Source organism: Psychrobacter glaciei (assembly GCF_014652895.1).
GTDB lineage: Bacteria > Pseudomonadota > Gammaproteobacteria > Pseudomonadales > Moraxellaceae > Psychrobacter > Psychrobacter glaciei.
On sequence record NZ_BMZR01000002.1, the window covers coordinates 181,919 to 204,988 of the forward strand.

The 23,070-nt window shown below is 43.6% G+C and carries 17 protein-coding genes; 8 read left to right on the forward strand and 9 right to left on the reverse strand.

Going from position 1 to position 23,070, the window contains the following annotated elements; translation table 11 throughout:
* The first annotated feature begins 679 nt into the window (after positions 1-679).
* Positions 680-2,371 (forward strand): NAD+ synthase, encoded by a 1,692-nt coding sequence (locus IE130_RS05515; protein WP_189582943.1) that lies wholly within the window; start codon positions 680-682, stop codon positions 2,369-2,371.
* 215 nt (positions 2,372-2,586) lie between these two features.
* Positions 2,587-3,861 (forward strand): polyamine export protein PaeA, encoded by a 1,275-nt coding sequence (gene paeA, locus IE130_RS05520; protein WP_010195738.1) that lies wholly within the window; start codon positions 2,587-2,589, stop codon positions 3,859-3,861.
* Between the two features lie 15 nt (positions 3,862-3,876).
* Here the strand turns inward: paeA and IE130_RS05525 are convergent, their stop codons facing one another.
* Positions 3,877-4,596, reverse strand: coding sequence for a YggS family pyridoxal phosphate-dependent enzyme (locus IE130_RS05525; RefSeq protein WP_189582946.1), 720 nt, complete (start codon positions 4,594-4,596; stop codon positions 3,877-3,879).
* Positions 4,597-4,933: 337 nt separating this feature from the next.
* Between IE130_RS05525 and IE130_RS05530 the strand changes: the two genes are divergently transcribed.
* Complete coding sequence (locus tag IE130_RS05530) at positions 4,934-5,989, forward strand: type IV pilus twitching motility protein PilT (RefSeq protein WP_010195743.1); 1,056 nt, start codon at positions 4,934-4,936, stop codon at positions 5,987-5,989.
* Positions 5,990-6,150: 161 nt separating this feature from the next.
* Entirely contained in the window at positions 6,151-7,272 is a 1,122-nt protein-coding gene (locus IE130_RS05535) for a PilT/PilU family type 4a pilus ATPase (protein WP_189582949.1), read from the forward strand.
* A 106-nt stretch (positions 7,273-7,378) separates the two neighbouring features.
* Here IE130_RS05535 and fur read toward each other — a convergent pair whose 3' ends face one another.
* Positions 7,379-7,813, reverse strand: a complete 435-nt coding sequence (fur, locus tag IE130_RS05540) for a ferric iron uptake transcriptional regulator (RefSeq protein WP_189582952.1) — start codon at positions 7,811-7,813, stop codon at positions 7,379-7,381.
* A gap of 325 nt (positions 7,814-8,138) precedes the next feature.
* Here fur and IE130_RS05545 point away from each other — a divergent pair, with 325 nt between their 5' ends.
* Positions 8,139-8,558, forward strand: coding sequence for an outer membrane protein assembly factor BamE (locus tag IE130_RS05545; RefSeq protein ID WP_051000695.1), 420 nt, complete (start codon positions 8,139-8,141; stop codon positions 8,556-8,558).
* A 101-nt stretch (positions 8,559-8,659) separates the two neighbouring features.
* Here IE130_RS05545 and IE130_RS05550 read toward each other — a convergent pair whose 3' ends face one another.
* The 4 genes from IE130_RS05550 to IE130_RS05565 all read right to left on the reverse strand — a co-directional run bounded on the left by IE130_RS05550 (position 8,660) and on the right by IE130_RS05565 (position 11,675).
* Positions 8,660-8,980, reverse strand: a complete 321-nt coding sequence (locus IE130_RS05550; RefSeq protein WP_227676144.1) for an RnfH family protein — start codon at positions 8,978-8,980, stop codon at positions 8,660-8,662.
* The gene (locus IE130_RS05555) at positions 8,968-10,110 is read right to left on the reverse strand and encodes a hypothetical protein (protein ID WP_189582954.1); all 1,143 of its coding nucleotides are present in this window, start codon (positions 10,108-10,110) and stop codon (positions 8,968-8,970) included. Before IE130_RS05555 ends, IE130_RS05550 begins: the two co-directional genes overlap by 13 nt.
* Before the next feature lie 237 nt (positions 10,111-10,347).
* Entirely contained in the window at positions 10,348-11,016 is a 669-nt protein-coding gene (locus tag IE130_RS05560; RefSeq protein WP_010195758.1) for a c-type cytochrome, read from the reverse strand.
* 323 nt (positions 11,017-11,339) lie between these two features.
* On the reverse strand, positions 11,340-11,675 hold the full coding sequence (locus IE130_RS05565) for a c-type cytochrome (protein WP_010195760.1): 336 nt from the start codon (positions 11,673-11,675) through the stop codon (positions 11,340-11,342).
* A gap of 388 nt (positions 11,676-12,063) precedes the next feature.
* Between IE130_RS05565 and yihA the strand changes: the two genes are divergently transcribed.
* Positions 12,064-12,864 carry a ribosome biogenesis GTP-binding protein YihA/YsxC gene (yihA, locus tag IE130_RS05570; protein WP_201574455.1) on the forward strand — a complete coding sequence of 267 codons (801 nt, stop codon included), beginning with the start codon at positions 12,064-12,066 and terminating at the stop codon, positions 12,862-12,864.
* Positions 12,865-13,144: 280 nt separating this feature from the next.
* On the opposite strand, the gene IE130_RS05575 is transcribed toward yihA, so the two are convergent.
* Entirely contained in the window at positions 13,145-13,813 is a 669-nt protein-coding gene (locus tag IE130_RS05575) for an HAD-IA family hydrolase (RefSeq protein ID WP_189582960.1), read from the reverse strand.
* A gap of 114 nt (positions 13,814-13,927) precedes the next feature.
* Entirely contained in the window at positions 13,928-14,938 is a 1,011-nt protein-coding gene (locus IE130_RS05580; RefSeq protein WP_189582963.1) for an RluA family pseudouridine synthase, read from the reverse strand.
* 1,257 nt (positions 14,939-16,195) lie between these two features.
* Between IE130_RS05580 and IE130_RS05585 the strand changes: the two genes are divergently transcribed.
* A complete protein-coding gene (locus IE130_RS05585; RefSeq protein ID WP_189582966.1) occupies positions 16,196-20,545 on the forward strand; it encodes an Rne/Rng family ribonuclease in 4,350 nt (1,449 codons plus the stop codon).
* A gap of 172 nt (positions 20,546-20,717) precedes the next feature.
* Here IE130_RS05585 and IE130_RS05590 read toward each other — a convergent pair whose 3' ends face one another.
* Positions 20,718-21,647 carry a DUF808 domain-containing protein gene (locus tag IE130_RS05590; protein WP_189582969.1) on the reverse strand — a complete coding sequence of 310 codons (930 nt, stop codon included), beginning with the start codon at positions 21,645-21,647 and terminating at the stop codon, positions 20,718-20,720.
* A gap of 389 nt (positions 21,648-22,036) precedes the next feature.
* Between IE130_RS05590 and IE130_RS05595 the strand changes: the two genes are divergently transcribed.
* On the forward strand, positions 22,037-22,897 hold the full coding sequence (locus tag IE130_RS05595) for a DsbC family protein (protein ID WP_189582972.1): 861 nt from the start codon (positions 22,037-22,039) through the stop codon (positions 22,895-22,897).
* The last annotated feature ends 173 nt before the right edge of the window (positions 22,898-23,070 follow it).

Below are 23,070 nucleotides of genomic sequence, written 5' to 3' on the forward strand. Positions count from 1 at the left end.
AAGTAAGCTTGCCTCACGTCAACCGTAACACAGTTGATGTCAATAATGTCTTAGAAAATAGGACAAGAAGCAGACTACCTACCGACAGGTATTATGCAACAAAGTAGGTCAAATAAATAACCCTATGTTGTAATCTTTCCTTACAATTTTTTTGGGCTAACTTCACTGGACCGTTACGTTGTTAACCAAACCATCATACATAGAATGAATGCCGAAAAACAATAACCATTGAGTACTATTTGCTGTCACTTTATGAGTCACTATCTAGCAAGGTAAATCACTGGCGCGTTCTATTAGTATCAACAATTGATGTTATACTAGAATAATTGTTTTGAAATTTTAAGTGCCGCTACTTTAATTTGACCTTATTTATTTTCGTCATTATTAGAGCGCACCCTTTATCATAACCCTTCTTTATTCTTCCTCTCTAAACGCTATTAATGTCTAGTTTTTTAGAGTAGTGCAGCATAATTTGGGTCTGCTATATAAGCATTACATTGATGCTTATACAAGCGTTGTACGCATCATGCGAGTTCGATATACGAACTCACGGTTAAAAACAATGTAAAAAAAAACATGACTGACGCGCAATGCTTTGATGTAATTTCGGATTAATTTTTATTTTAAACCAACACTGATCCACCAAATTTTAAATACTATATTCATAGGAACAATAACAATGTCAAAAGACAATGATAACCCTAACCTTACTGCCTCAAATGAGGCGAGTAAGACCACTAAAACCAAAGACAGTGTTACTTTTGCTTTAGCCCAGTCACACTTCTTGGTCGGTGATATTACCGCCAATGCAGCAAAAATGCGCACGCTGGCACTAGAAGCTCGCGAGCAAGGTGCTGATGTGATTGTCTTTCCAGAGCTCGCACTATTGGGCTATCCACCCCAAGACTTACTGCTGCGCCCAAGCTTGTCAGGTCGCATCAAAAGCGCTTTATCTAGCTTAAGTGATATCGATGACATCGTCATGATCGTTGGCTATCCGCACGTCGATCACCATGGTACGTTCAACTCAGCAGCCATCCTGCATAATGGGCATCAAAAAGGCTTTTATCATAAACAAATATTGCCAAACTATGGCGTGTTCGATGAGCGCCGTTACTTTGACAAAGGTCGCAATCAAGTCCTATTTGATTATAAAGGCATCACTATTGGTCTACTCATCTGTGAAGATTTGTGGGAAAAAGGCCCTATTTCTGATCTCAAAAAGCAAGGCGCGGATCTGGTCATCAGCTTAAATGCCTCACCTTTCGAAATTGAAAAACAAGACAGTCGTAAAACCATGCTGACCAAACGCAGCCGTGAGAATGGCCTCCCCATCATCTATGTCAATGCTGTTGGCGGTCAAGATGACTTGGTCTTTGACGGTGGCTCTATGGCAGTGCAAGCTGATGGTAGCGTTGCCCACGAAGCGCCACGCTTTATGAACCAATTGCTACTCGCGACCTTAGATGTCAAAACTGCCAAATTCAATGCGCAGTCTAAAGCACCTTTGACCCTCAGCCGCGAATCAGAGATGTATCAAGCGCTGGTGGTTGGCTTGCGTGATTATGTCAATCTTTCAGGATTCTCTGGCATTATCGTCGGTTTATCAGGTGGTATTGATTCGGCATTAACACTTTGTATCGCAGTCGATGCCTTGGGTGCGGATAAAGTTTATGCGGTCATGATGCCCTACGAATATACGTCACCAATCAGCTTAGAAGACGCACAAGCACAAGCCCGTCGTCTAAATGTTTCTTATACGGTTTGTCCAATTTTTGATGCGGTCGAAGGCATTCGTCATACCCTTGCCCCGCTATTTAATAAATCACCTGCGGACACCACTGAAGAAAACATCCAAGCACGTGCGCGCGGTGTTGTATTGATGGCACTGTCCAATAAATTTGGACATTTGGTCATCACGACTGGCAATAAATCAGAGCTGGCAGTCGGTTATTCAACCTTATATGGTGATATGGCAGGTGGCTTCGATGTGCTAAAAGATGTTTATAAATCACAGGTTTATAAACTGGCCAGCTATCGCAACCGTCTAGAAGACACGCCTGTGATTCCTGAGCGTGTGATTACCCGTCCCCCATCAGCCGAGCTACGCCCTGACCAAAAAGATCAGGACAGCTTGCCTGACTATGACATCTTAGATGGCATTTTGATGTCTTATATCGATGAAGACATGGGCTACCAAGATATCGTGGATAAAGGGTTCGATGCTGACTTGGTCGCCAAGGTTATCCAAATGGTCGACAATAACGAATTTAAACGCTGTCAGGCACCAATTGGCACGAAGATCAGCCATAAAGCCTTTGGTCGTGAGCGTCGTTACCCATTGGTGAATAAATGGTCGATAAAAGGCTAGGTTGCAACCATTGTCTGACTGCTACAGTAAAGAAGTCAGACAATGACGACCTCCTTGTTTAAAAATCAATCTTTAATTATTGGCTGGGTGCTTGCCCAGCTTTTTTAGTTTCTGACTAGAATGTGTTGAACATTCACAAATAAGCTTTTCGCGTCCACAAATTGAACCCTTTATTTTTAACCTAACTACCCTACCTATTTCTATCCGAGTATCTCATGAGCTTGCTAACTGCTGGTGTGTTTATCTTTTTATTAATTGCGCTCAGCGCCCTTGTCTCCAGCTCCGAGCTAGCACTAGCCTCCGCCCGAAAAATCAAACTACAAGTGATGGCCAAAGAAGGCGAAGTGCGCGCGCTTGATGTTCTCAATATGCAAGAGCATCCTGGCAGTTTTATTACGGTGGTACAGATCGCGCTCAATGCGGTGGCCATTTTGGCAGGTGTTATCGGCGAATCAGCCATCAGTCCTTATTTAGAGCGTCTATTCGGTCATGAAGCGCTCGCCTCTGTTGTGTCATTTATCATCATCACCAGTGTTTTTGTGCTGTTTGCCGACCTGATGCCCAAACGTCTCGCCATGTCCAACTCTGAACCGATTGCTATCAAAGTTGTGCGGCCAATGATTTTTTTAATTTTTATATTAAAACCGATTATTTGGGTCTTTGATGGTGCAGCGAACCTGATTTTTAATTTATTGGGTATATCGACTGTCCGTCAAGATGAGATGACATCAGAGGATATCTACGCAGTGATGGATGCTGGTGCAGAAGCTGGGGTGATTAAACATCAAGAGCATCATTTGATCGAAAATATCTTTGAGATGCAAGAGCGCACAGTGACCTCAGTGATGAATCCACGCGAACACATCGTTTACTTTGATACCAAGGTCAGTACGGAACAAGTGGTTGAAGTCATGATCAAACAGCCACATAATAAATTTTTGGTCTGCCATGACGATGATCTAGAGCATATCATTGGCTATGTGGAGTCACGCAGTTTTTTAGCCTTGGTGCTTAACCAGCAAGAGGTCAGCTTAACAAACAAAGCCTTATTAAAACCGGCGCTGTTTGTGCCTGATACTTTATCTTTGTTTGAAGTGTTAGAGATGTTTAAATCAACCGGTGCTGACTTTGCCGTTATCATTAACGAGTATGCGTTGGTCGTTGGAGTAATTACCTTAAAAGACGTCATGAGTATTGTCATGGGCGAGCTGGTCACCCTAGAAGATCAGCCCATTGTTCAGCGTACTGATAACTCTTGGCTCATTGACGGCATGACCCCAATCGAAGATGTGATTCGCTCACTTGGTATCGTCAATCTACCGCACAGCCAGAACTACGAAACGATTAGCGGCTTTATGGTGTATATGCTACGCAAAATCCCGAAGAAAACTGACAGTATTGAATATGCCAATTATCGCTTTGAAATTCTTGCGACTAATAACCTCAAAATTAACCAGCTACTAGTGACTAAGCTCGAAGAAGTGGCTTAATCGACTCAACATGCACTAATCTCTACTACCAAATATGGCGGTGCCGACTCGCACCATGGTCGAGCCATTGGCAATCGCCTCTGCCATATCATCACTCATGCCCATACTAAGCGTATCCCAGCCAGTTAATTCTGGATGGTCACGCTTGATGGCTTCAAATAATTGCTTGGTGCGGCTAAAAGCGTCAGTGTTGGTTTTAGCAGGGATAATCATCAGTCCACGCAATTGCAGACGCTCATAACCTTTCATTGTGGTTATCAATTCCGGTAACTGCGCTGGCAAACACCCTGATTTGCTGTCTTCATTATCAATATTAAGTTGAATCAGAACGTTCAATGGCGGCAACTCGCTTGGACGTTGCTCATTCAGACGCTTCGCAATGATGTCGCGCTCAACCGTTTGTACCCAATCGAAATACTCGGCAATATCACGCGTTTTATTACGTTGGATACTACCAATATAATGCCAAATAATAGACTCGCCTATTGCTTGAGATTTTAGGGTGCTGATTTTTTCGATGGCTTCTTGCAGATAATTCTCCCCGAAGTGGCGTTGTCCTTGCTCAGCTAAAGTAGCAATCATCTCGGCAGGCTTGGTCTTAGAAACCGCAAGTAAAATAACCTCGTCTGATGCGGTATCTTTGGCTTGTTCACCTGCCTGCGTCATTTGTCGTGTGACCTGCTGCCAGTTATCAATAAGGCTTAATTTATCAAAATTATTTTCAGTATCTTTCATATACAGCTCACAAGGATAAAGGGTTCGATTATTTGTTTTGATTTTTATTAGGACTTTCATGAAAATCTTGCCATGAGCAAAATTTACACAATAAATAAATGACTGTCTAATTTTACATTTTCTTAGCCTAGTAGATGGTTAAATGCCAAGAGTCTTGTTATGATATTGTTACATGGTTTAACATATACTGCTAAAAATAATAGTAATAGTAACAACCATAGCCCAGCTCATCGCTAAATAACTGATCTAGCAGAGGATGATTGGTAAGGTTATCGTTTACAGCCTGCTGCTATGCTCTTTTTGTCTTACCCTTATTCATTGATAGGAATGCCTGATTATGGCTGAAAAAAACAATCTAAGCATCGAAGATCTGCTGCGCTTTACGGTCAAACATAAGGCATCAGATCTACATATTTCAGCCGGTATGCCAGCGATGATTCGGGTCGACGGTGAGATGACACGCATCAATATGCCCACGATGACACATCAAGTCGTGCATCAGCTGATTTATGACATCATGAACGATAAGCAGCGTGCTGACTTTGAAGAGTTTTATGAGACGGATTTTTCTTTCGAGATTCCCAACTTAGCGCGTTTTCGGGTCAACGCTTTCAACCAAAATCGCGGTGCAGGCGCTGTCTTTCGTACCATTCCTTCCAAAGTACTGACTATGGAAGACTTGGGTATGGGTGAGGTGTTCAAGCGTGTGTCAGATCTCAAACGTGGCGTCGTCCTAGTAACAGGTCCGACAGGCTCAGGTAAATCAACCACGCTCGCTGCTATGATTGATTATATCAATGAAACCCGTAAAGAGCATATTTTAACCATCGAAGACCCGATTGAATTTGTCCACGAATCTAAAAAAAGTCTGGTTAACCAACGTGAAGTACACCGTGATACCTTAGGTTTCGAGCCAGCGCTACGTTCAGCACTGCGTGAAGATCCTGATATTATCCTTGTTGGTGAGCTACGTGACCTTGAGACCATTCGTCTAGCCTTGACTGCTGCTGAGACCGGTCACTTAGTTTTTGGCACCCTACACACCAGCTCAGCGGCTAAGACCATTGACCGAGTGATCGATGTATTCCCTGCAGCGGAAAAAGACATGATTCGTGCCATGCTGTCGGAGTCGTTACAAGCGGTCATCTCACAGACTCTATTGCGTCGTCAAACTGGCGGACGAATTGCCGCGCATGAGATTATGCTGGGTACGCCAGCGATTCGTAACTTGATTCGTGAGAATAAAATCGCCCAGATGTACTCGGCTATCCAGACAGGTGCCGGTGATGGCATGATTACTCTAGATCAAACGCTTAAAAATCTTGTGACAAAAGGCACGATTAGCAAAGACGTTGCTCGTCCTTATGCCAAGCAGCCTGACGCATTTTTATAGCAGTGCTGATCTGATCAGAGCTACTAACTACTACTAATAGCCAGTGACTTTTTTATATACCTTTTTATACACCTTATTTATTTTTAATAGTCATGATTATTGATCTTTAAAAATGGACTTTAGACAATTTTTAATCGATTTACACCGAATGTAGGTAAGATATGGATATTGATAAACTGTTACAGTTAATGATCAATAAAAACGGCTCCGACCTTTTTATTACCGCTGATGTAGCGCCTTCCATGAAAATAAATGGGAAAATTCTACCCGTTGGTAAGACGCCCCTGAGCGCTGAGCAAACCATGCTATTGGTCAAAGGGGTAATGACGCCAAGTCAACAAAAAGAGTTTAAAGAGACGAATGAATGTCAATTTGCCATTACTGATGAAGCACAGCAAGCACGCTTTCGAGTCAGTGCCTTTGTACAGCGCGATATGGCGGGCATGATTTTACGGAAAATTGAGAATAAAATTCCAACCGTTGAAGAACTACGATTGCCGCCAGCATTGAAGGAGCTGGCCATGAAAAAACGCGGTATTATTTTATTGGTTGGCGCAACTGGCACCGGTAAATCAACCACTCTGGCTTCCATGATCGGTCATCGCAATCAAAACTCTCATGGTCATATTATTACTATCGAAGACCCGATTGAATTTGTTCATAAACACCGTGGTTGTATCATTACTCAGCGTGAAGTTGGTATAGACACCCACTCTTTTGAGGCGGGTCTAAAAAACACCTTGCGCCAAGCACCAGATGTTATTTTGATTGGTGAAATTCGTAACCGCGAGGTCATGAGTTATGCGATCCAATATGCAGAGACTGGTCATTTGGTATTCGCCACCTTGCACGCCAACAATGCCAACCAAGCAATTGACCGTATTATTCACTTTTTTGAAACCAGTCGCCACAATCAGTTATTTATGGATTTGTCGCTTAACTTACAGGCCATTATCGCCCAGCAATTGATTCCAACCCCAGACGGTAAAGGTCGGCGGGCAGCCATTGAGATTTTGCTAAACTCACAGCTGATCAGTGACTATATCCGTAAAGGCGAAGTCCACGAAATCAAAGATGTCATGACGCGCTCCCGTGATAGTGGCATGCAAACCTTTGACCAAGCGCTCTTTGATCTATACGAACAAGGTGAAATCACTTATAAAGAAGCCATTCTCCACGCTGACTCTCCTAATGACTTACGTCTCAAAATTAAACTGAGCAGTAAAAATGGTACGGCTAATTTAGACGAAGGTGCTGATAGCTTATCGTTGGATGTCAGCTAATCTGTAGCAAGTAAGCAAGTCACACAATAAAAACAGCCCTCATGATTGAGGGCTGTTTTTATTGTGATACCGCTGCTGTCTGCAAAAATAAATACTCTTAAGGCTATTATTTTGCGCTGTCGCGACATTCTTGATTGTTACAAATGCCGTACAACACCAGAGAATGACCCGATAGCTTAAAGCCATGCTCGGCGGCTACCTTGAGTTGTTGTTCTTCGATAATCTCGTTATGGAATTCGATAATCTTGCCGCAAACATCACAAACCAAATGATCATGATGCTCTGCCTGAGTGATCTCAAACACAGATAGATTGTTCTCAAAGTTATGGCGCTCAACAATACCTGCTTGTTCAAACTGCGTCAGTACTCGGTAGACGGTCGCCAGTCCCACATCTTCACCTTGTTCAATCAGTGCTTTGTACACCTCTTCTGCACTCATATGATGAAGCTCTGCGCACTCAAGCAACTCTAAAATTTTGATACGCGGTAACGTTACCTTTAATCCTGCTTTACGTAAATCTTGATTGGTAAAAGAAGCCATAATATCCCTTCTGACTGTTAAGTCTTAGCAAATAAAAACTAAAAAATATGAGGTAAATAATCGCCAGTGATTATTATTAATTAAATACTAAAGATCCAAATCTCAGTAGCCCAGCTTGTCTTGCATAAATTTTTAGCGTGGTTAAGGTATATAGATCTCACCGCAAGTCTATGAATTTAAAATATAAATAATCCAATGCCTTAGGTAGTGTTTGGTAAATAATGTCGTAAGTGGTAGGCAATTGCAAGTAAATGACGTATCATTTGTCCAAGATTGTCGGCAAGACCAGCACCAACACCCCTTGACCGTACCTAATCCATTTTTTATGAGTCATCTTACCATGATAAAGACATTAAATTTTCGTCCGTTAAGCCGTGCAAGTACATTACGCAAGATTGTCATGACCGGTATGCTTAGTGCCTCGGTTGTGATGTCTGGCTGCTCATTACTGAGTGTTTATAAAATTGATTTGCCTCAAGGGACAGCCATTACCCAAGTGCAAGCTCAAAAATTGCAAGTGGGCATGAATCAAAACCAAGTCCTCTATATTTTGGGTAGCCCAGCGATTAAAGACACGCTGGAGCCTAAACGTTGGGACTATATTTATGATTACAAAGCAGGCACAGAAGGCAGCCGTAAAGGCATCGCTGATGTCAAAAATGCCAGCCAGCATTTGGTTATTTACTTTGATGACAACGGCTTAGTCAGTCGCATCGAAGGCATTGAAACCCTTCCTGCTCAATAAATCTGATTATAAGTTTATGCTTAATGATTGTTAGGGTGTGTCTTCGTTTCAAAATAGCAGACTTAATAATGCTTAAGCTAAATAACAGTCCGGCTAAACCGTTAACTTCGAGACTTAGTTTTGCGCTGAGACATAGGATCAGCGCTTAAGCTGCGATAGACTTCTATTCGGTCGAACGGCTGCAATGGATAACTGAGCGGCTGCTTTTGGGCATATATCCCTACATGCCAACGCTTAGCTGCTGGCGTTGGCACTTGTTCCACTTCCTCACACCACCTTGCTAATGCTGGAAATTTCATCAACCAGCCTGCTTGCGCGAGTGCCTCGTACAAAGTAGTCCCTTCAGCGACTGATAACGTCAAATAATGCTGACGCTGCGCCTCTTCAGCATACGCCAGATAGACCGTCATTAGCTTACCCACTGTATCACCCAACCTATCAACGCCAATAATAGCGCCACTGGTACAACCAAACGTATCGCTATCCGCCATAGATTATAGAACGCTTCATTGCCAAAGTTTAGAGACTTGCGCAAATGACTGATCTTCATCTGCCAACCGGCGAAGATGGACAACAACAATACCGCGATACTACTGATAATAACCAATAGACCTACCAGCCATATAGTGGGTATGGCGATGACTAGTACCAGTGCTACCGAAAAAGTGACCACTAAGCTGACCAACAGCCCAAACTTATGCGCTAACTGCTGTACGCTATAATGTAGCAAATAGCTGGCCACAAACAACACCCCTAGCCAATATACCAGCTGTCCGATCGGTGGTAATGCCATACCACTGATAAATAATGCCACAATCCCAACCAACAATTGCACTATCCAGATGGGCAATACCAATTTGCTCGCACGATATTCTTGATTGGCACGAGTGCGTGCTGGTTTTTGTGCATTGATATTATTCACATCTACCGCTGTGACGACTTGCTTGGTTGATAAGTGTTGACCGAACCAATATAGCCCTGTACCTGCCCCCACACTGACCAACGCTAAAGCAACCGCGCGCGCCCATTCACCTAAGCTGATACCAGTCATCGCAAAATTAATATTTGGCAAACCATTTGCCACGCCTAGCACCAAACCTACTAGCATTAAACCTAAACCAATCGGTAAAGGCGTAACACCGAGTAAGCTCAATAAGATAGCAATGACCATCAATCCCGCAGCGATCGCAAAGCTGGGGACGTCAGGTGCACTATTAAGGTCAGTAAGTGCCGATACAATACCAGTGCTAGCACCTGATATAACTAGCGCAGCAATAACAATCGAAACCAGCGCTGCCAACCAACCAAAGCTGCGCCATAATGGACTTGCATCAGCCTCACGAGTGAGTTTCTGCATACCTGCGAACGGCGCATCGACACTACGATAGGCGAGCGCAATCTCGGCATATACCACGGGCAGTGATACTAGGACCATCGCCAAGAGCCAAAGCAACCAAAAGTCGATTTCACCAATGGCTGCAGGTGCAAACCAGCGAAACAATAATAGTGGTAACAGCGCTGCGATAAAATAAGAAGCATAGCGGGTCATCATAATCTAAATCCAAACGATCTAAAGTGAATAACGATAATTAATAATTATACAGACCAAGCAAAAGCATCTGTAGGTAGGCTTATAATCGTCTATATAATATAAAGGTATGTACAATATAAGGGACTGGCAGTTATAAAAAAACCCCGAAATCGGGGTTTAATAACTAAATAATGACTGACACGTAATCAGCGGCTTAATGGCAGTGTGCTATAAAGCAAACGCTGAAAATGCTTGCACTTAGTGAACAGCACTCACATAATCTGCCAAAATACGGATATCGCGATCTGATAGCTTAGAGGCTACCGTCTGCATCATACCTTTTTCGCCTTCTTTTGCCGCATCATTGGCACGTTTTTGATCATCGCTATCGATGTCATCTTCACGTCCAGCTGCACGGAACAGTTTTAGCTGAGTGGCGATATATTGAGAGTGTTGTCCACCTAAACGTGGAAACGCTGCCCATGTATTACCAGCCGCATCTGGACCATGACAACCTGCACAGCCAATAATGCCACGAGATTTGTCACCACCTAAAAACAGCTTGGTCGCTTCTTGGTTGGTTGCCGGATTACCGAAGCCAACTCCCCAAGGCGCTTGGCTAGCATAATAGCCTGCCACATTGGCCAAATCTTGCTGTGATAAGTTCGCCACTTGCGACTGCATAATACCGTTCTTACGGTAACCGGCTTTAAAGTTGACCAACTGTTTATAGAGATACTTAACATTTTGGCCGCCCAAATTAGGCTGAGCAGGAACCACACTGACACCATCAACACCATGACAAGCAGCACAGACTGTTTCTGCAATTTGCTTGCCAGCGTTAACGTCATATTCGGGAACAACAATAGCAGCTTGTACGCTGAAACTTGCAACGCATAAGCTGGCAGCAGCGATTAACTTTTTCATTGATACAAATCCTACTAACTCGGCGTAAGTATTATTTAGAGTGATTGCATCGACAAGCACATTGATATACGTCGCGCTACTATATAGCGAAGTCAGCATATATTTTATGGGTTGGTCACAAACAGTCTGAAAGTACTTACTAACATCAGGGTTTATTTTGGATTATTATAGCAAGACTTTATAGTATTTGCCTACTTAATCGTAGTAACCGCTGGTTTTTCTATTGGCGCTACTATAGGATGCTGCTTGAAAAACAAAAAGCGCATGAAGTGAGTGCTTCAAGCGCTTTATTTCTTTTATCTAAAATTTTGATCCAGCAGCTGTTATTTACTCATGTAGTCAATCAGTTTACGGTAATCATCATTGCTACAGTTATCACAAAGTCCGCCAGCTGGCATCTGTGTCATACCACTTTTGACTGAGTTAATTAGAGCTGGCATGCCTTTTTGTTGTATTAGCTGCTGCCACTTAGCACTGTCGCCTTTTTTGATAGCATTTAACGCGCCACTATCGTGGCAAGCTGCACATGAATTGTCGTAGGTTGTGGCAATATCAGCAGCACTGGCGCTGGTTGTCATGGCTGTCGTTAGGACAAGCGCTGCACCACTGCCAATTAGTAGACGGCAAGTTTTGGTAAAAAGTGTGGTGATTGCAGACATAGGGCACCTCCTTAATTTTTTCGTACGCTTAATTAGATATCAACTTAATTAAATACTATAATAAACGTTTTCCATTAAACATTGTAACAATATATGTCAATTTAGTATAAATGAATCGAGTTTGACTTTAGTAACGCTTTTTTATGCGAGGAAAACTTTCGCTAAGCGCTACTACACTTTAATGGTATGCTGTCATTTATATAAGACTAATCACCGTAATTTCAATAAGTAAGACGGTTAATAGTATAGAATAGTCACTGGTTTAAAACAGCGATTGTTATCAGCAAGAGCCACTCGTATTCTATCTATTTAATGCGTCGCTTTGATGATTAGCCAACCACCAATTCTCACTACCGTATCCAATTTTTTGCAGATTAATGAGCCATTTATGAGTACCCCGTTTACAGATGTCGCCGCCGAACATGCGGTGTTTAATACCAAATCACGCCAACGAATTCAGCAAACTGAGTTTATGACGTCAGCGCCTACTTTTCGCCTTTGTCCGCCTGATGTCGGGTTAGAGGTTGCTTTTGCAGGACGCTCAAACGCGGGTAAGTCCTCGGCCATTAATGCATTGACCAATCAGCGGCAGTTGGCGCGCTCGTCCAAGACCCCTGGTCGTACGCAGATGATTAACTTTTTTAGTATTGGCGACAAGCACAGACGTCTGGTGGATTTACCAGGCTATGGTTATGCTGCTGTGCCGCTGGAGATGAAAAAAGAATGGCAGGTCGAGTTGGAAGAATATTTGGTATCACGCTCAAGCCTAGCAGGCTTAGTGCTGATGACAGATATTCGTCATCCGCTCAAATTCTTTGATGAGCAAATGCTATTTTGGGCCAAAGAAGGTGAGCTACCCGTCCATATTTTGCTAACTAAAGCAGATAAATTGAAGTATGGTGCTTCTAAAAACGCCTTACTCAATACCCGTAAAAGACTGAAAGAGTTAGGTCTTAAATGTACCATTCAGTTATTTTCAGCCTTGAGAAAAGAAGGCCTCGATGAATTGGCTGGTGTGATGGGCAATTGGTACGATTACCAGCTTAATGACAACAAAATCATTGAATCCTCTTTTAATCTGCTTGATGATGACCCGCTCGAAGAAGAATTGCTCGAAGATAACGAACAGTCTGATAGTGGTCAGCCTGCTAATGAACAATCTAATAATGAGCTGCCAACTGATAAATAAATAGCAGACCATTAGTTAGGGCGTGTCATCAATTAGCACATTGATACATTTAGTGGTCTTAAAATGGTTAAATTTTGCCAAACATCGTCAGAAATCTTGTCAATATGTTCATATTTACGGTAATTTCTTTCTTGTTTGGTTGCAATTTTCCTCATTTTAAGCCTCACAATCTAAATGAAGACACGCCCTAGTAGCATTTTATAAAAATTGATAAAAAAAAGGGTTTATCGCTAATAGTGATAAACCCTTTTTTATTGTCATTTATCTGTCTGCTCTGAGTCTAGCCACACAACAGCTCAGCTAACGCTTGCGGTGTGTCAACTTGATAAGTAGGTAACTGGGCAGCCAACTCAGCGCTGGATGCTGTCCCGTAGTTAACAGCAATACTAGTCATGCCAAGTTTATTTGCCATTTGAATATCATAAATACTATCACCGATAAATACGGCGTCAGATACTGGCTGCTGCGTATGATTCAAGATATCCGTCAGCATCTGCGGATCAGGCTTTGAACCTGACTCATCGGCACAGCGGGTAATATCAAAATAATCATGACTTGCCGAAGCGTCCAGTACGCGATCCAGTCCACGCCGCTTTTTGCCAGTTGCAACAGCAAGCTTACGACCCTGCTGTTGCAAAGTCTTTAGCATGGTTTCTGTAGGGGCAAAGAACGGTGTGCGGTGGCTGTTTGGAATATAATAGTCAGCGTAGCTTTGTTGAATGGCAAGCTTTTGCGCCTCACTGGCCTGCGGATACAAAATCTCAATACCATTCATCAGGCTAAGACCAATGATGTCTTTGACGGCTTGATCGGTGGTTTGAAAGCCATGTGCCTCTCCTGCCACATGCATGGACTCAACAATCAGACCGATTGAATCCATCAACGTACCATCCCAATCAAAAATAACTAGTGTCTTGTCGGCTAAGCGATGATCAGACTGTTTATTCATGAGTTTGCCTTAGTAAATGGTGCGCATTTATTACAGATGCTAAAACGTCACACCGACTTATTGGTAGAAATAAATAAGTGAGCATGACGTTTAGAATCGATATTCAATTCTAGCTTATTCAGGCAATTTGGTTTGCTCTGGCAGCCAGTCAACCATCTCATCGGGCAATGGTGCCGTGATAGTTTTATAACCAGGAATGTCTAAGCGCCATGCATGCAAGCACAGACGATGCACGCCAGACTTGTCATGGACGTTATACTTACTGTCCCCTAGGATAGCATGACCAATATGAGCCAAATGCACACGAATTTGATGGGTACGACCCGTCAGCGGTTTAGCTTCTATCAAGCTGACTGGTTGACCGGCAATCATAAAACGTTCATGGACAATAATATCTGTCTGGCTTTCTTTGGACTGTACGTCCTGAGCCTCTACTTTAACGCGGCGCTCACCGCTATCAAGTGTGTAGCGTAGCAATGGCGCATCGATACGTTGCTCATTCAGGGCAGGTTGTCCTTTGGCAATACATAGATAATGTTTTTGAATAGTCTTATCGACCAAATACTGCTGCAATGTCTTTAGCGCTGAGCGTTTCTTAGAAATCATCAGCAGACCTGAGGTATCTTTGTCGATACGATGGATCAACTCTAGATATTTTTTACCAGTCACTTCACGCATGGCTTCGATGACGCCAAAATCAAGACCGCTGCCACCATGTACTGCAATGCCAGAAGGCTTATTAAGCACCAGCAGGCCATCATCTTCGTAGACCACACGTGCTAATAAGCTTTTGGCAAACTCGGTGCTGATGATGGGTTTTTCACGGGTAGCGAGTACCACCGGTGCGATACGTACCACGTCTTCACGCTGTACTCTATCATGGGCTTTACAGCGTTTATTATTGACTCGAATCTCATCTGAGCGAATCATTTTATAGATATGCGGTTTTGGCAAACCTTTTAGGCGGTTCAGCAAAAAGTTATCCAAGCGCTGGTCGTGCTGATGGCGAGTGACTTCAAGGTAATTAACCTTTCCAAAGTTACTAATCTCATCGTCGGCGCTTTGCGGACGGGTTTTGCTATTAAAAATAGCAGGAGCTTCATGGGTAGTTGCGTCGTCAGTCATTTTGGAGTTTGTCATTTTTAGTTAGGTATTTACACAAAGATTTGTTATAGTTTAACATGTTGAGCGCCAATTAAGCAGAGGTTGCGGCAATAATCCTTATTGTCTCAAACGACCGGTCGTCATCTTTACTACTTGCTAGTAACGAGGCATGCCTTGTTCCTCAAGCTAATTTTGCACGCATCATCTAATTTTTAGGACTAGATGCCAAGTAATACACGGCGTAGCGTCCAATAAGCGGTATTTATACCAAACATAATTGCTTTGATAATAGTGACAAACAAGTCCGTTTATCGAGCGATAGCAGTACACAACTACTCATTTAACGCACGACCACGACTTGATTTTTAATCATATTAGGCAAGCGCAGTTGAGCAAGTGACGGTAGTCCGATATTAAGAGTTTAGAGCTGCCTGAATATTGGCGGTCAAACAGATAAAATAGATGCATTATAAAAGAGATATACCCAACCGAGCTAATGAGCCGGTTACCTATTCTGTTTGCCAAGTACGCCCCGCTGAGCAACAGCGCAGTGGCACTCTTAAAATCAGATACCAAAATATATAGATGTTATAAGTTAAAATAATAGATAAAACAATTGAATTGATTTGAGCTAATATTGAGAGGTTCGCTGAATTTAACGGTTTGAAGTATAAACAGTACAGCGAATAAATTGTAACCATGTGGCAAGCGCTTCGATAGACTCTTACAAAGTATATTAAACGCCCTTCACCACTTTACATGTTAATCATCTTGGTAAAATTTATGGTGGCAAGGATGTTAATAGCCAAGCCTCTAAATCGATACAAAACGATTGGCATTCGGTGTTAATACTTTAGCGGCAATCATTGCGAGCCACTAAAACATTAACAGTAGATAACCTTACAGCCTTACACCCTGTATTAGTAGCTACTTAGAACCATCTGTCTGGTACGCTCAAACGTAGTCAATTCATTGTGAGTTAACAGGTAAGTTTTTTATGAGCGCCTCTTAATGCTCCTTTTTATTTATCCAACTTTATCTGAGCACGACGCTCCTCTCACATCTGGTATTTTTAGCTGATATCAATATTAGCGTCACTTGATACTACTACCTTCTTGCTTTGGTTATTTTTATATTGATCGCTGTCCAATTGGCAGTCTGAATACATCGTGAATGTGGCTTGCTATAAAAGTCATTTAACGTAAAAGTTTATCATTCAGAGTTTTTCAATATAATAGCCCTTCTTGTCGTTGTCCTGTGTACTCATAGGATAATAGTATGAAACGTATTCTGATCAACGCCACTCAAAACGAAGAAATTCGTGTCGCCTTATGTAAAGGCAACCATCTTTACGATTTCGATTTAGAAAACCGTACCCGCGAACAAAAAAAATCTAACATTTATAAAGGCCACGTCACCCGTGTCGAGCCATCGCTTGAAGCCGTGTTTGTCGAATATGGCTCACAGCGCCAAGGCTTTTTGCCAATTCGTGAGATTTCTGCTGAATATCTAAGCGGCAATCCTCGTGACGAAAACATCAAAAAATTGATCAAAGAAGGCGATGAGCTAATCGTCCAAGTCGAAAAAGAAGAGCGCGGCAATAAAGGCGCTGCCCTATCGACTTACGTATCATTGGCTGGACGCTATCTGGTATTGATGCCCAATAACCCTCGTGGTGGCGGTATCTCTCGTCAAATCTCTGGTAAATTACGCGAAGACATGAAGCGTATGCTGGGCAGTTTGGATTTGCCAAAAGGTATGAGCGTCATCATTCGTACTGCTGGTATCGGCAAAACCCAAGAAGACTTACAACATGATTTAAACCATCTGCTAAATATCTGGCAAGCCATCCAAGAACAAAACCAAAAATATCCATCACCGCGCTTAGTCCATCAAGAAGCGGGCGTCGTTACACGCGCCGTGCGTGATTATCTGCGTGATGATATTGCTGAGATTTGGATCGATAACGAAAATGCTTATATCGAAGCGGCAGGTTTTATCGATGCGGTCATGCCAAAACAAGCGGAAAAACTGCGCAAATACACCGATTACGAGCCGATGTTTTCGCGTTTTAATATCGAGAAACAAATCGAAACGGCTTATCAACGCGAAGTTCGTCTGCCATCAGGTGGTTCGATCGTTATTGACCAAACTGAAGCATTGGTCTCTATCGATATCAACTCTGCCAAATCTACTAAAGGCTCAGACGTCGCCGAGACCGCTTACCATACCAATTTAGAAGCAGCAGACGAGATTGCCCGTCAACTGCGCTTGCGTGATATGGGCGGCTTGATTGTCATTGACTTCATCGACATGAACGATAATAAGCACCAAAAAGAAGTTGAAAAACGTCTGGTTGATGCCACCAAATATGACCGTGCCCGCGTTCAATTTGGCGATATTTCTAAGTTTGGTTTGATGGAAATGAGCCGTCAGCGTCTGCGTCCGTCATTAGAAGAGTCGACCGGTTATATCTGCCCACGCTGTCATGGCAATGGCATGATTCGTGACTTGCGCTCGTTGTCACTATCGATTATGCGTCAGATTGAACAAATTGCGCTAAAAGAGCGTCAAGGTGAAGTGCAAGCAGAAGTACCGACAGATATCGCAGCATTTTTATTGAATGAAAAACGTGATGCCTTAGTATATCTTGAGCAAGACAGTGGTACGCGTATCACCATCTTGCCACACGCACATTTAGAATCACCGAACTTTAAACTGCACTTCAACCGTGACGGTTTTGCCCCTTCAAGCTACGAGCGTATCACTGATACTGCCCAAGAACACAGTGATCTTGGCTATAATGTTGATTGGCAAACGGCTGAAAAGGAACGTCCCGAACAGCAGCCTACCCGCCAGCCTCGTCAAACAAGAGATAGCAGCGCTACGAACCAAGCAACTAGCCCTACAACTACTGCACCACAGAATAGTGCTGAGCAGCAGAGCAGCACCGTCAATCATAGCAATGACCGCCGTAATAATACGAGCACTAATAACGCTTCATCGACGCACGCGCCACAAGATAATAAAGCGGCGAACGTTGCTGTTGCAGCACCTGCCGCTGCTATAACGACTCCGTCTCCTAGCGTCACGACGACTGCCCAACCACAAGCTGTTGCTTGGTTGTCCAATCTATTTGCGCAAGCCCCGCAGGCACAAACAACTAATAGCATCAGTAGTCGTGATGCGGCTGAAGCCATCGAAGCGCTGGTGAATAATGGTGCGCAAAGCTTAGGCTCTTTTGGACAAGTGGATAGCAGTGCGCTGACTGGCAATGCTCAGAATCCATCGCAAACGACTCAGCAAGACAATAGTCAAAAAAGCGACAATCAAGCGCCGAATAATAATACTAACCGTCAACAAGCACGTCGCAACACGGACGGTGATACTGACGACAACAGTGCTGAGGATAGAAGAAGACGTAAGCCACGCAAATCGAGATCTTCTAAGCCGCATCAAAGAAAAGAGCCGCGTGACGACACAAGCAATGATAACGTAGCCAGCAGTAGTGCCGATAGCAGCGCTGCCAGTAGCACTGATGACAAATCAGCTGACACCCAAGACAAACGTCAGCAGGATAATAGACGCACGAGTGATCGCAACCGTAATAATCGTCAAGATAACAGCCGTAATAGTAATAACAACGGGCATAACGATAGCAACCGCGACGATGCTGAGCAAAAAGACAGCAACACGGCAGATGAGCAAACCCGCTCTAAACGTAAGTCAAACACTCAGCGTAGTTCACGCGGTAAGCTTGAGCGCGGCGAGACGTTAACCGCTGATAATGCTAAACAAAATACTCAGAAAACGACTACCAGTGCTAACAAAAACCAAGCGAGCACACGCCGTAATCAAGATCCTAACGAAGTGGTGCTACAGGTCAATGAAGCAACCAATGAGCTTAAGAAACCAGAAGTGGTTCACTTATCTCTGGATGATAGTAAGCCTGCACAGGTCACTCATCAATCTGCTGAAAAACCAAGCTCGGCGCGTGACACTACGGAAGATGAAGCTACAAAAGAACGTAGAGAAGACAGTGCAACTCAGCAGAACGCTGCTAAAGAGAGTACTAACCAGCAAAACAGTCCAGTGGAAAGTACTGACAAGCATGGCACTAATGAGCACGGTACGAATCAGCACGGTAATAGCCAGAAAAGTACTCAGGTAAAAAGCTCTGAAGAAAAAATCACTGCAGAAAAAAGTACTGATATAAAAGATAACGCTCAACAGGACAATGAGCCTGTTAGTGATACGCAAAAAAGCAGTACACAAGCAAATACTGCCGAAAGCACTGATGCAGAAGTGAGCACTACGGCAGATCCTGCGCAACAGGCTGCACCTACAGACGACCGTAAAGCCGATGACAAAACAGCGTCGGTAGATGAGCAAGCAGCGTCTAAAAGCAATAGTGACAGTCAAGCTGATAGTCAGAAGCCAGTAACTACTGAGGCAGCTAACGTAGCAGCAGCACCAAGCGCGCAGAAAACTGACGATGACAACGCGACTACGGCCGCGACGCATACTAGCAGCCCTAGTAACTCAGCACTTGAGCTGACACATGACGCATTGTTTGCCAAACGCTACGTGACAGCTAAGAAGTTCGGACAAGCGAGCAATGACCCGCGTGTCGTTCGTAGTCAGCAAGCGCAATCTGCTGAGCAGCCTCAAGCAACTGAGCAAGCAGTAGCAAGCGCACCAACCATTCGTGGTTCGGTTGGTGATTTTGTTCGTAAAGCATTAACGGATGCAGAAAGTCGTTTAAAAAGTGATGGCGTCATTAGCTGCTTTATTGCTGCTATTGAAGCACATACGCAGAAAGCTCAAACGGCTGGCAATGGCACTAACGTTGAAGGCGATTCAAGCGAAAACAAAGGCGACGACAATGACTTTGCCACTCGTCGCTTTGACTTTAGCAACTACGGCTATCAGCCTTTAGCAGCGGATTACCTTGCCCGCTTTGAAGCAATGACGCAAGCGGTCAGTCAGTTTGCAGCGGCACAAGGCAAAACAGCCGTTGAGCCACGCGCTATTGGCAAACGTGCCAGCAACGATCCACGCGGTCAACATCCTGATTATCAGCAACCAGCTGTACTCACTATCCCTGATGAGCAAGCAGCGGAACCAACCGTTTCTGCTAGCGAGCCAGTCACTGAGTCTGAGCAAATCAGTAATGACGTTGATGCGCACAAGGTAGAAGCGACAGCCTTAGCCAATCAAACGCAAGCAGATGATGTTAGCGCTGATAGCGAGCAACTGCTAGAGGCAGAACAAGCGTTAGAGGAAACAAGCGTTGAAAGTCCTGACACCAAAAGCAATGATGTTGAAGAGGTTGAGGTGAAAGGTGCTGAGATGAAAGGTGCTGAGGTTGAACTTGAGCAAACTGAGCAGCCTATAGTAGAGCAATCAACGAAAGAAGAAATTCAGGCGGCCAAGTCAAAAACGACGATAGCCAGTTATAAGAACATGATTGAGAATGTAGCAGAGCAACTACTGCCACAAACTGGCATGTTTAATTTAACCACGCCCAAAGTACCAAAAGCACGCAGTCGTAAGCCAAAGACTGACCATAAAAAGCCGACGCAAGCTGAAAAGCTAGAGTCTGATGAGTCAGACAGCGAAAGCTAATCGTAGAGCTTCAACGTAAAAGCCCCAAAGCTATTCGTAGCTTTGGGGCTTTTTTATGTTAGATACTGACTGCTTGGAGCAAGCTATACATTAGTATGATCAGCGAGGTTGACGCTATAGTGATTTTATAGTGGGCAGGCTCCATATGCCAATCATGTTCAGTGCAATACCTTTAATGCGCAGAAGATGCGTCTTTATCCTTACCGCGTATTTTGCCAATGATGGTAAGAATGGCGACCATGACCACCCCTACTACTAAGCCAACTAGGCCATTTAACAGCGTCGTTGTCACACTTTCAAACATTCCAGTTAAATGCGCCAAGTTTTCGACACCATGGTATAAAAAGTCGATACCGTGTACCAAAATACCACCACCGACCAAGAACATAGCCAACGTCCCAGCGATAGATAAAAATTTCATCAGCTTAGGTGCCGCCGATACTAAAAATGCGCCCACCTTCTGCTTAATATTGCCCGATTGCTTCATCAGATGCAGACCAACATCATCCATTCTGACAATCCCAGCCACCAAGCCATACACCCCAACGGTAATCGCTATCGCAATAATGGAGAGTACCAAGCTTTTTTCTAGCAAGCTTGCCCCTGCGGCTGAGCCTAACGCAATGACAATAATCTCAGCAGACAGGATAAAATCCGTCCGGATAGCACCTTTGATTTTTCCTTTCTCAAAAGCGACTAAATCGACGGTTTCATCTGCATTGGCTTGCCGACGCGCATTTTGCTCCTCGTCGTGCGGTAAAATATGCGGCCAAAACTTATGGATGACTTTTTCAGCACCTTCATAAGCCAAGAATAGACCACCACACATGAGTAAAAACGTGACCAAAGGCGGATAGATAGTACTGATTAATAACGCTGCGGGTACTAAAATGAGCTTATTAATGAACGAGCCTTTGGCGACCGCCCAAACCACGGGGAGCTCACGACTGGCTTTGACACCTGTTACTTGCTCAGCGTTAAGGGCTAAGTCATCACCTAGCACACCAGCGGTTTTTTTTGCGGCCACTTTGGTCATGACCGAAACGTCATCGAGTATTACACTGATATCATCGAGTAGGGTTAATAAACTTGCACCTGCCATACGCGTTCCTTAGCGTGAATTCGCTTAAATTAGTAAATGTTGCAAAATGACGTTAATATTGTCATAAAAGTGATTATAAGCAATAGATTACCTAGACATGAGGCGATATTAAATAGTACAAATGTATTTTATTTTGTAAGGTTTAGCCGCTATCGATGCATTGTATTTACGAGTGGCATAAAGAACAGCCTTTAGAGATTATTAAAAAAAATATGTTAATATAACCTATATTATTACTTATCCTTTATGATCAATACATGCTATAAAACCAGTCAATGTTGCCCTTCTTATCATGCGACTTACTCGTCATGATGGATGGGTCAGAGAATACAAAAAATCCTTTTATTATGAACCCTTGATTAGGCGTGACTGCCTAAAGGAAACACCCTATGTCCTTCTCTCCTTTTTCTAAAGCCATGCCAACTGCTGATAAATTTTCACGCAACCCTTTGTCTCGGGTCATCATGGGTGCCTTATTAGTCATCGTCGCAGCCGGCTGCTCAAACAATAGCGCGGATGCCACCAATAATAATGCCAGCGTGGTCAACAGTGCTCAAGCCAAAACGAGCAATACCCCAACCGCTACTGGCAATGATGCCGCTGTAGTCACAGCGCTTCAGGCCAACTTAAACGCTTCTGGCATTGAAGAAAAAATCGTCTCAGCTGTACCGACAGATATGGATGGTATTTATTGGGTGACTGCTGAAGGACTGCCTGCTTTCTTTACTGATAAATCTGGTAAACACATTATTCAGGGTCAGATTATCGCTGTGGGTGACGCGGCTCCAGTTGATATCAGTGCGGCACTAGTCGCTAGTACCGCGCAAGAAGCGTTAAAAGCCGTCGATAAAAAAGAGATGGTGATTTATCCAGCAAAAGGCACGACCAAAGCCGTTGTTTATGCCTTTACCGATGCAGACTGTGGCTACTGTCGCAAACTACACTCAGAGATGGACGATATCAATGCGCGCGGTATCGAAGTCCGTTATTTGGCATGGCCACGCGGTCAAGAGTCAGTGCCAAAAATGGAAGCTATTTGGTGTAGTCAGGATCGAAAAGCTGCCATGAATCAGGCAAAAATGGGCGCCAATGTACAAGCGCCTAGCTGTGCCAATCCTGTACAAGCGCATATGGCTTTAGGTTCAAGGCTTGGGGTACGTGGTACACCTGCTATCTTCACTGAAGCAGGAGAGCAAGTGGGTGGTTATCTACCAGCCGCAGAATTGGCCCAAGCAGTCGGTGCTATTTAATCGACCGCCATATGATATTGTTGACCCCAGCGACATTGAGTAGACGTCACAAGCGCTTGTCGGTATGATACGATAAAGCGCGATGCAATATTAGCAATCCCATTTTTATTTGAGCATTTTTTATTCAACTATAATGAAGCAGTTAAACCGGCAGCACTAGATAATGCGCACAG

What these genes read in the sequence shown, in the direction of transcription:
- IE130_RS05515 (WP_189582943.1), top strand. Translation starts at nt 680, where the DNA reads ATGTCAAAAGACAATGATAACCCTAACCTTACTGCCTCAAATGAGGCG.
- paeA (WP_010195738.1), top strand. Translation starts at nt 2,587, where the DNA reads ATGAGCTTGCTAACTGCTGGTGTGTTTATCTTTTTATTAATTGCGCTC.
- IE130_RS05525 (WP_189582946.1), bottom strand. Translation starts at nt 4,596, where the DNA reads ATGAAAGATACTGAAAATAATTTTGATAAATTAAGCCTTATTGATAAC.
- IE130_RS05530 (WP_010195743.1), top strand. Translation starts at nt 4,934, where the DNA reads ATGGCTGAAAAAAACAATCTAAGCATCGAAGATCTGCTGCGCTTTACG.
- IE130_RS05535 (WP_189582949.1), top strand. Translation starts at nt 6,151, where the DNA reads ATGGATATTGATAAACTGTTACAGTTAATGATCAATAAAAACGGCTCC.
- fur (WP_189582952.1), bottom strand. Translation starts at nt 7,813, where the DNA reads ATGGCTTCTTTTACCAATCAAGATTTACGTAAAGCAGGATTAAAGGTA.
- IE130_RS05545 (WP_051000695.1), top strand. Translation starts at nt 8,139, where the DNA reads ATGAGTCATCTTACCATGATAAAGACATTAAATTTTCGTCCGTTAAGC.
- IE130_RS05555 (WP_189582954.1), bottom strand. Translation starts at nt 10,110, where the DNA reads ATGATGACCCGCTATGCTTCTTATTTTATCGCAGCGCTGTTACCACTA.
- IE130_RS05560 (WP_010195758.1), bottom strand. Translation starts at nt 11,016, where the DNA reads ATGAAAAAGTTAATCGCTGCTGCCAGCTTATGCGTTGCAAGTTTCAGC.
- IE130_RS05565 (WP_010195760.1), bottom strand. Translation starts at nt 11,675, where the DNA reads ATGTCTGCAATCACCACACTTTTTACCAAAACTTGCCGTCTACTAATT.
- yihA (WP_201574455.1), top strand. Translation starts at nt 12,064, where the DNA reads ATGAGTACCCCGTTTACAGATGTCGCCGCCGAACATGCGGTGTTTAAT.
- IE130_RS05575 (WP_189582960.1), bottom strand. Translation starts at nt 13,813, where the DNA reads ATGAATAAACAGTCTGATCATCGCTTAGCCGACAAGACACTAGTTATT.
- IE130_RS05580 (WP_189582963.1), bottom strand. Translation starts at nt 14,938, where the DNA reads ATGACTGACGACGCAACTACCCATGAAGCTCCTGCTATTTTTAATAGC.
- IE130_RS05585 (WP_189582966.1), top strand. Translation starts at nt 16,196, where the DNA reads ATGAAACGTATTCTGATCAACGCCACTCAAAACGAAGAAATTCGTGTC.
- IE130_RS05590 (WP_189582969.1), bottom strand. Translation starts at nt 21,647, where the DNA reads ATGGCAGGTGCAAGTTTATTAACCCTACTCGATGATATCAGTGTAATA.
- IE130_RS05595 (WP_189582972.1), top strand. Translation starts at nt 22,037, where the DNA reads ATGTCCTTCTCTCCTTTTTCTAAAGCCATGCCAACTGCTGATAAATTT.